At 58.3% G+C, this 8,097-nt stretch carries 7 protein-coding genes and 2 pseudogenes; 4 read left to right on the top strand and 5 right to left on the bottom strand.

Annotated elements, in window-relative coordinates; genetic code table 11:
• Positions 1–178 precede the first annotated feature (178 nt).
• The 3 genes from AC3WP4_RS23925 to AC3WP4_RS23915 all read right to left on the bottom strand — a co-directional run bounded on the left by AC3WP4_RS23925 (position 179) and on the right by AC3WP4_RS23915 (position 2,229).
• Positions 179–592 (bottom strand): VOC family protein, encoded by a 414-nt coding sequence (locus tag AC3WP4_RS23925; RefSeq protein WP_074875511.1) that lies wholly within the window; start codon positions 590–592, stop codon positions 179–181.
• A gap of 196 nt (positions 593–788) precedes the next feature.
• The gene (locus tag AC3WP4_RS23920) at positions 789–1,391 is read right to left on the bottom strand and encodes a TetR/AcrR family transcriptional regulator (RefSeq protein ID WP_074875512.1); all 603 of its coding nucleotides are present in this window, start codon (positions 1,389–1,391) and stop codon (positions 789–791) included.
• Positions 1,378–2,229, bottom strand: coding sequence for a 3-hydroxybutyryl-CoA dehydrogenase (locus AC3WP4_RS23915; RefSeq protein ID WP_074875514.1), 852 nt, complete (start codon positions 2,227–2,229; stop codon positions 1,378–1,380). The genes AC3WP4_RS23920 and AC3WP4_RS23915 overlap by 14 nt, the downstream gene beginning before the upstream one ends.
• A gap of 165 nt (positions 2,230–2,394) precedes the next feature.
• On the opposite strand from AC3WP4_RS23915, the gene AC3WP4_RS23910 reads away from it, so the two are divergent.
• Complete coding sequence (locus tag AC3WP4_RS23910) at positions 2,395–3,414, top strand: AraC family transcriptional regulator (RefSeq protein WP_102615186.1); 1,020 nt, start codon at positions 2,395–2,397, stop codon at positions 3,412–3,414.
• The gene (locus AC3WP4_RS23905; protein WP_074875518.1) at positions 3,411–5,225 is read left to right on the top strand and encodes an ABC transporter ATP-binding protein; all 1,815 of its coding nucleotides are present in this window, start codon (positions 3,411–3,413) and stop codon (positions 5,223–5,225) included. The genes AC3WP4_RS23910 and AC3WP4_RS23905 overlap by 4 nt, the downstream gene beginning before the upstream one ends.
• Positions 5,226–5,228: 3 nt before the next feature.
• Here the strand turns inward: AC3WP4_RS23905 and AC3WP4_RS23900 are convergent.
• Positions 5,229–5,489, bottom strand: a pseudogene (locus AC3WP4_RS23900) (alpha/beta hydrolase); the annotation flags it as partial.
• On the opposite strand from AC3WP4_RS23900, the pseudogene AC3WP4_RS23895 reads away from it, so the two are divergent.
• Positions 5,484–5,843, top strand: a pseudogene (locus AC3WP4_RS23895) (LysR family transcriptional regulator); the annotation flags it as partial. The pseudogenes AC3WP4_RS23900 and AC3WP4_RS23895 overlap by 6 nt on opposite strands.
• A gap of 162 nt (positions 5,844–6,005) precedes the next feature.
• Here AC3WP4_RS23895 and AC3WP4_RS23890 read toward each other — a convergent pair.
• Complete coding sequence (locus AC3WP4_RS23890; RefSeq protein WP_074875519.1) at positions 6,006–6,728, bottom strand: pirin family protein; 723 nt, start codon at positions 6,726–6,728, stop codon at positions 6,006–6,008.
• Between the two features lie 257 nt (positions 6,729–6,985).
• On the opposite strand from AC3WP4_RS23890, the gene AC3WP4_RS23885 reads away from it, so the two are divergent.
• Entirely contained in the window at positions 6,986–7,936 is a 951-nt protein-coding gene (locus AC3WP4_RS23885) for a GlxA family transcriptional regulator (protein ID WP_102615185.1), read from the top strand.
• Positions 7,937–8,097: the final 161 nt, after the last annotated feature.

The raw sequence follows: 8,097 nt of genomic DNA, 5'->3' as shown, positions 1-8,097 counted from the left end.
GAGAGTAGGTCATCGTCAAGATTAAATTCCGAAACCCCTATCTGCGTATGCAGGTAGGGGTTTTGTTTTGTCCGCAGGAAAATGCGAACGGACATCGCCGGTACTTGATCGCATGCCGGCAGTTGCCAAGAAGCCCAACCTTTTCAGGTTGGGCTTTTTCAGGTCTGAAAAAGTGAATTCACTGATCCTTTTCGCAGTTCACCATCCACGACACACCAAATCGATCAACCAACATGCCGAACCGAGCCGCCCAGAACGTGGTTTCCAGTGGCATTTCAACCTTGCCACCGTCCGACAATGCAGAGAACACCCGTTCAGCCTCCGCAATGCTGTCGACATTCAGTGAAACCGAACAGCCGCTCATTTCGTCAGTAGGGCGATCAGGTGTTGTGTCTGAGCCCATGAGCGCCTGATCGCCCACTAGCAAGCGGGTGTGGATGATCAGGTTGTGGTAGTCCGCCGGAAAGTGTTCGCGCGCGGGGCTTTCACCGAAGGTCATCATGACTTCGATCTGGCCTGGCAGGTTTTGGGCATAGAAGGTGAAGGCGGCTTTGCAGTCGCCGTTGAAGATCAGGTAGGGATTGATTTTCATGCTTTGCTCCCGTTAACGAGGAAGCGGAGGGAGGCTGAATTCACCTCCGGCTCCGCAGTGATTGGGTTCCCATTAGCAAAGCGTTAGAGGTGGTGACTGGCGGGAATTGTTTAGATGTTTTTTCTATTGAAACAGCATGGCTTATGGCTTCCGATGCCTATGTCGATCCGCGGTCACTGGGGAAATCGTCCTGGACTCAAGCTGCTGCGCGTGGAGCCGAGGGACGCAGCAAACGTTCGATGGCTCCACTCACAAGACTCTCCAACAGCTCAACGTGCTCTCGCTCGTCCAGAGAATGTTGCGCCAACCATCCGGGCGCACCGTTGAGTAAGTTTGCGATTGCATGTCCGGCGGCCAGCAGACCCTGTTCACTGAAGCGGGACCGGGCGCCGAGCATCAGCAGCAATTTGCGCTGGTATTGTTCGCGCAGTTGCCGAACCCGTTCCTGTTGCTCTTCATTCAGGCAGCCGCTGTCACGCTCTGCCAGACGAAAATGCCAAGGCATTTCCTGATGCAGGTTCAAATGCGCTCGGATAAGCGCCTGGAGTTTGTCACGTTTTGCCGGCGCCTTTTGCTCGATCCTCCCCAAGGTTGCCAACAGCTCTTCGTAGAACTCTTCGATCAGGTCGAGCAGCAAGTGCTGTTTGCTGGGGTAATGGTGATACAACGAGCCGGGAGCGAGTCCCAGGCAGGTCGCGAGCTCGCGCATGCCGACCTGTCCGAAACCTTTGCAGGCGAACAGCTCCAACACCTTGTCCCGGTACTCGGCAAAGCGCGAGCAACGCTCAGGCATAGGCATGGAAGCCACGCCCCGTTTTGCGCCCCAGGTAACCGGCGGCAACCATTTCCTTGAGCAGTGGAGCAGGACGGTACTTGCTATCGTTGAAGCCGTCGTAGAAGGCTTCGAGGATCGCCAGCACGGTGTCCAGGCCAATCAGGTCCGCCAATGCCAGTGGCCCGATCGGCTGATTGCAGCCCAGGCGCATGCCGGCGTCGATATCTTCGGCGCTGGCCAGGCCTTCCTGAAACACCAGGATCGCTTCGTTGATCATCGGCACCAGAATCCGGTTGACCACGAAACCCGGACGGTTGCCCGCGGTGATCGCGGTTTTGCCGAGCGTGGTCGCCATGTCCAGCGCCAGGGCGTGGGTGGTATCGCTGGTTTGCAAACCGCGAATCACCTCGATCAGGCCCATCACCGGCACCGGGTTGAAGAAGTGCAGACCGATGAAGCGCTCAGGCTGGCTCACGCTGGCAGCGAGTTGGGTGATGGACAGCGAAGACGTGTTGGAGGCAATCACGCAATCGTCGCTGACCTGCGCGGCGATCTGTTGCAGCACACGCAGTTTCAGCTCGAGATTTTCGGTCGCGGCTTCGATCACCAGTTGCACGTTCTGCAGGTTGCTGTAGTCGGTGCTGGTGCGGATCTTGTCGAGGGCGGCGAGTTTTTGCTCTTGCGTCAGCGTTTCCTTGGCGATCTGTCGATCAAGGTTTTTACCGACGGTTGCGACGGCCTTTTGCAGGGCGCTCTCGGAGATGTCGAGCAAGGTCACGTTAAAACCGGCCAAGGCACAGACTTGCGCAATGCCATTGCCCATGGTGCCTGCGCCGATCACGCCAATGTTTTGCAGATTCATGTCCTGTCCTTCCGATCAAATCCCGCGATACCTTGGCCGCCGTAGTGGCCGAAGGCGTACTATTGGCCGCGAGTCTAGAGCCGGCAGGGCGGTTGTCCTATGCCGAAACTGTTCAACGGCACTGGTGTTTTTTGCCATTCGGGTGATGGGGAGAGAAGCGTTCACATGCGGGAAAAGGACTCGGTTTCCGCCTACTTCGTGCAGGCAATGATCCATGGGCTGGGAAACAATCCGCAACGTCAGAGGGCTGCGCTTGAACAGGCCGGCATCGATCCGGCGTTGATTGCGCAGCCTACCGCGCGCGTACCGGCGAGTGCGTTTGCCGCGTTGTGGCTGATTCAGATCCGCGAGCTCAACGATGAGTTCTTCGGGCTCGACTCCCATGGCATGCCGCCGGGCGGTTTCGCCCTGATCTGCCGGGCATTGATTCAGGAACCTGACCTGCACAAAGCCATGCGCCAGTGCCTGGCCAATTTCGCGCTGTTCCTCCACGACTTTCGCGGCACGCTGACGGTGCGCGGAAAACGTGCGGTGATCAGCCTGCAAAACCACTCACCAAACAGCGACGTCAGTCGTTTGGGCGAGGAGACGTTTCTGGTGTTGATGATCAGTCTGCTCTGCTGGCTGGGGGGGCGGCGCATCCCCATTGATCGCGCAGATTTTCGCCATGAGCGTGTGTCGCTCAGCGATGACCGTTTACTCTGGGGACCGAACCTTACCTTTGGTGCCGAGCGCACCGAAATCGAATTCGCCAGTCATTATCTGCGTCTGCCGGTGGTCCAGGATCTGGCCTCACTGAAAGTGTTTTTGCGCACCGCGCCACAATGGCTGGTGATCCGTTTTCGTAATCAGCACGGACTGGCGTCGCAGGTCCATCAGCGCCTGCGTAACAGTCATTACAGCCAATGGCCGACCTTGCAGGCCTTCGCCCAGGAGCAACACCTGAGCCCCAGCACCTTTCGCCGAAAACTGGAGCGAGAAGGGTGTTCGTATCAAGAGATCAAGGATGAGGTACGGCGTGGTGTTGCGTTTGAGCAACTGCGTCAGAGCAAGGCGAGTATCAGCGATATTGCCGAACAGCTTGGCTTTCAGGAGCCAAGCGCGTTTCACCGGGCGTTCAAGAAGTGGACGGGGGAAAGTCCCGGACGGTATCGGGCCCGGTATCAGGGGGAGCTCACTGAGTGAACCCTGTTCTTGATCGTTTCACTTCCTTACTCGACCAGGCGAGACGCGCGTTGCTACTGGTCTGGGCAACGTCTCGCGGACTGTTTCTGGGGTTGGTACTGGCGACATTGATCGCCGGTGTGCTTCCCGCGCTGGCCGCTTGGTTAGGCCAACGCATTGTCGATGCTGTCGTCACCGCTATGCAGTTGCACGCACAACAGGGCAGTGCGCCGTTGTGGCCGGTCGTGCGTTATGTGCTGTTTGAAGCGGGCGTGCTCGCGTTGCTGTCCGGGACTCAACGGGCGCTGTCGGTTCAGCAATCGCTGTTGCGGGTGCAGTTGGGGCAGAAGGTCAACACGATGATTCTGGAGAAGGCCCAGACGTTATCGCTGGTGCAGTTCGAAAACTCCGAGTTCTACGACAAGTTGGTTCGGGTGCGCCGTGAAGCCTCGACCCGGCCGTTGGCGTTGGTGATGAAGTCGTTGGGGCTGATCCAGAATCTGATCGTCTTGATCAGCTTCGGTGTGTTGCTGGTGCATTTTTCGCCTTGGGCTCTGGTGCTGCTGGTTATTGGCGCGTTGCCGGTGTTCTTCGCCGAAGCGCATTTTTCCGGCGATGCTTTCAGACTGTTCACTCGTCGTGCGCCGGAGAGTCGACAACAGAATTACATCGAGACGCTGCTTTCCCATGAGGGCTACATCAAAGAGGTCAAACTGTTCGGTTTCGCGCCGCTGTTGTTGCAACGTTATCGCGACACGTTCGCACGGCTTTATGCCGAAGACCGGCGCCTGACGCTACGTCGGGATGGCTGGGGGTTTGTCCTCGGTCTACTGGGCACCGGCGCATTTTATCTGGCCTATGCCTGGGTCGTAATCGATACCGTCCACGGCAACATCAGCCTCGGGCAGATGACTATGTACCTGGTGTTGTTCAAGCAGGGACAGACGGCAGTCAGCAGCAGCTTGAGTGCCATCAGCGGTCTCTACGAGGATGGCCTTTACCTCTCCAGTCTTTATGAATACCTGGCTGAACCAGTTGTGGCGGATACCGGCAACCTCACCATGGGCGCCGTGCCCGGTGATGGCCTGCGTTTCGAAAACGTCGGTTTCCGTTATCCGGGCGCCAGTCGCGCCGCGCTGGAAGGCATCGATCTACACCTTGTGCCCGGCCACAGTGTGGCGTTGGTGGGGGAGAACGGCTCGGGCAAGACCACGCTGATCAAATTGCTGACGCGGCTGTACCGTCCTGATCAGGGCCGCATCCTGCTGGACGGCAGCGATCTGCAAGCGTGGGAAGAGGACGCGCTGCGGCGGCGTATCGGGGTGATTTTTCAGGACTACATCCGCTACCAATTCTCTGTCGGTGAGAATATCGGTGTCGGTGATACCCTGGCGTTCAGCGATGAACAGCGCTGGCAGGAGGCCGCCGTCGCGGGCATGGCCGCACCCTTTATCGAGGGGCTGGATCGAGGGTATGCCACGCAATTGGGGCGGTGGTTCGCCGGGGGCCAGGAGCTGTCCGGCGGGCAATGGCAGAAGATCGCGTTGTCGCGCGCCTACATGCGGCGCAACGCCGATATCCTGATTCTGGATGAGCCCACCTCTGCCCTTGACCCGGCAGCGGAAGCCGCGGTATTCGAGCATTTCAGTGAGCACACTGAAGGCCGGATGACGTTGTTGATCTCTCACCGGTTTTCCAGTGTGCGCAATGCGGATCACATCATCGTGCTGGACCAGGGAGCGATCCTTGAACGGGGCGATCACGACAGCCTGGTGGCTGCGGGCGGACGCTATGCGCAGTTGTTTGATTTGCAGGCGCGCGGTTACCGATAGACCTCAAGACTCCTGAGAAACCCGATCCACGCCCGGCCCGGCAACCTGGGATGGTTTTGTTTTGATCAAGCCGTCGAGCGCCTGGCGATACTGGGTACCGCCCCGGCTCATGCTGTTGTTGTGCGTACCACCGGGCACCAATAACAGGTGTTTGGGTTCGTTGGCGGCATTGAACAACTGCTGGCTGAATCGCGATGGCATGAACGGGTCGGCCAGGCCATGGACCACCAGCAACGGCACGTTGATGTCGACGATCTTGTCGATGCCTACGGCGTGCCGCTGCCGGGTTCGGCGTTTGAGGGGCATGATCTGGTGGTGTATCAACCGTATTTGCAAGGCAACAAAGACATGACGCAGGTCTCGGAACCGCTGGGCTGCGGGCGCATTGTTTCGAGCCTGAGTCTGCTGGTGCGCCGATTCATTGCTGCGGGGATCGGGCTCGGGGAAATTCCGGTGTACAGGGGGGAGAGGGACGGCCTGGTCAGGTTGTGGCCGGAGCGCACGCGACTGGTGCCGTATGACCTGCTGCTGGTGACCCACGCAGACCTGCGGCACACCGCCAGAGTCCGTGTAGTGATTGATGAAATTGTCGCGGTGTTTTCTGGCACCGGCGAATAAAACGCAAAACCCAGTAGCAGCTGGCGAAGCCTGCGTCCGGCTGCGTAGCAGTCGTAAATCCAGCGAACGCGGTGTGTCATAAAGACCACAGCGTCTGATTTCACGGCTGCTTCGCAGCCGGACGCAGGCTTCGCCAGCTGCTACTGGGATCGCGGGTGGCCGTTATGGCATGTCCGGCAGTTCTTGAGGGCGCAGATCGAACACCAGCACTTCGGCATCGACGCCGTTGCACAAGGTCAGCACCTGTTCATCGCGAACCCGCACGCCATCGCCTTCCTGCAACGGCACTCCGTTGAGCTCGACATTGCCACGGGCTACGTGCACATAGGCGTAGCGGTTCGTGGCCAATTCCAGAGCAGCGCTTTCCTTACCGTCGATCAGCGCGGCATACACCCGTGCATCCTGACGCACCTTCAGCGAGCCATTCGCCCCGTCGGGGGAGATGATCAGTTGCAGACGGCCGCGTTTCTTCTGCGTGCTGAAATGCTCTTGCTGATAACGCGGTTTGGCGCCGCTGACGTCTGGCACGATCCAGATTTGCAGGAAGTGCACCGGCCGGGTGGCTGAGTGGTTGAATTCGCTGTGCGCCACGCCGCTGCCGGCGCTCATCAACTGCACATCACCGGGGCGGATCACCGAGCCGGTGCCCAGGGTGTCTTTGTGTTCCAAAGCGCCTTCAAGCACATAAGAGAAAATCTCCATGTCGCGGTGTGGGTGCTGGCCGAAACCTTTACCGGCGGCAACCCGGTCATCGTTGATCACCAGCAGGTCGGAAAAACCCTGCTCTTTCGGGTTGCGATAGTTGGCGAAGGAAAAGGTATGGAACGACTTCAACCAACCGTGATTGGCCGTGCCGCGATCCGAAGCTTTGCGAAGGGTCAGCATGATGAAATCTCCTATGGGGACGTTGATTCGTCCGAGTAAGGAGAAGGTTAATGGTTACTGGTTGGTGCAATAAGTAGGTGGAAATTGAAATACTGTCCCTTTTAGGTTGACAGTTATCAAGAGGCGATGACGGATTCTTCTCCGGCGTTGAATGCCATATTTGGCCATAATGCGCAGCATCCTTCTGATACCGACACCAAACCCTGGGGTGGTGTTTGGCAGATGGATTTTCTTTTGACTTCAGTGATTTTGAACCCATGAAAACCGTGGCTATGGTGTTGTTTCCGGACTTTCTCCTGCTGGACATGGCAGGCCCGATGGAGGTGTTTTCCATCGCCAATCGATATCTGGCACCGAATGATCGTTACGAACTGTCGACCATCGGCACCGAACATGGCGCACTGCGCGCCTCAAACGGCGTCAGCGTCCAGGCCGATTTGCACATCGATCAGGCCGATCACGCGTATGACCTGTTGCTGGTGCCGGGCGGTCCGGGTGCCTACAACGAAAAACATCCACCGTTGTTGTGTTGGCTCAAAGCCGCAGTCGGTCGCGCCGAGCGATACGGCTCGATCTGCACCGGCGCGTTCGTGCTGGGCCATGCCGGTTTGCTGGATGGATATCGCGTGACCACCCACTGGCATTACACCGAACGACTGATCAAAGGCTTCCCGAAGGCTACCGTCGAGACCGATCAGATTTACGTGCAAGACCGCAACCTCATCACCTCCGGCGGCGTCACTGCCGGCATTGACCTGGCGCTGTCGGTGGTCGCCGAAGACCACGGCAAGAAAGTTGCCCAGGACGTCGCCAAGGTATTGCTGGTGGTCATGAAACGCCAGGGAGGGCAGGCGCAATTCAGCCCGTTGATGGCCGCTGTCGCACCACAGGAAACGCCGATCACTCGCGTGCAGAACCATGTGCTCGAACATATCGATGAAGCATTCAGCATCGAACGCATGGCCAGCCTCGCGAACATGAGTGCGCGGCACTTCGCCCGGTTGTTTGCTCGGGAAGTGAACATGACGCCCATGGAATTTCTGCAAAGTGCGCGTATCGACAGCGCCAGGAATCTGCTGGAAACCAGCGACTTGCCGCTCAAGACAGTGGCGTTCAAAAGTGGGTTCGGCAGCGTGCGGCACATGCGTTTCCTGTTCAGTGAAAAGCTTGGTTTGACGCCGACCCAATACCGCGAACAGTTCAGCTAGAGCCTTCTTGTCCGTTATGCGCACCGTGATGGCTGTGACGCTCCCACCGTGGCAGTTGTACCGTCACTGATGCCTGCCAAGATAGCCTGAACGCTTTGCGACGGAGGTGCGGGAGCCTGGAAGGCGGGTGCAAGTGATGGTGCTGCACTGTGAGCCGGGCC

It is taken from the genome of Pseudomonas sp. FW305-20 (assembly GCF_058788075.1).
The sequence above is the reverse complement of the archived record's forward strand: the minus strand, read 5'-3'. Positions and strand labels throughout refer to the sequence as shown.

Coding starts and splice junctions, on each gene's coding strand:
- AC3WP4_RS23910 (WP_102615186.1), top strand. CDS start 2,395: ATGCGGGAAAAGGACTCGGTTTCCGCCTACTTCGTGCAGGCAATGATC.
- AC3WP4_RS23920 (WP_074875512.1), bottom strand. CDS start 1,391: ATGCCTATGCCTGAGCGTTGCTCGCGCTTTGCCGAGTACCGGGACAAG.
- AC3WP4_RS23915 (WP_074875514.1), bottom strand. CDS start 2,229: ATGAATCTGCAAAACATTGGCGTGATCGGCGCAGGCACCATGGGCAAT.
- AC3WP4_RS23890 (WP_074875519.1), bottom strand. CDS start 6,728: ATGCTGACCCTTCGCAAAGCTTCGGATCGCGGCACGGCCAATCACGGT.
- AC3WP4_RS23925 (WP_074875511.1), bottom strand. CDS start 592: ATGAAAATCAATCCCTACCTGATCTTCAACGGCGACTGCAAAGCCGCC.
- AC3WP4_RS23885 (WP_102615185.1), top strand. CDS start 6,986: ATGAAAACCGTGGCTATGGTGTTGTTTCCGGACTTTCTCCTGCTGGAC.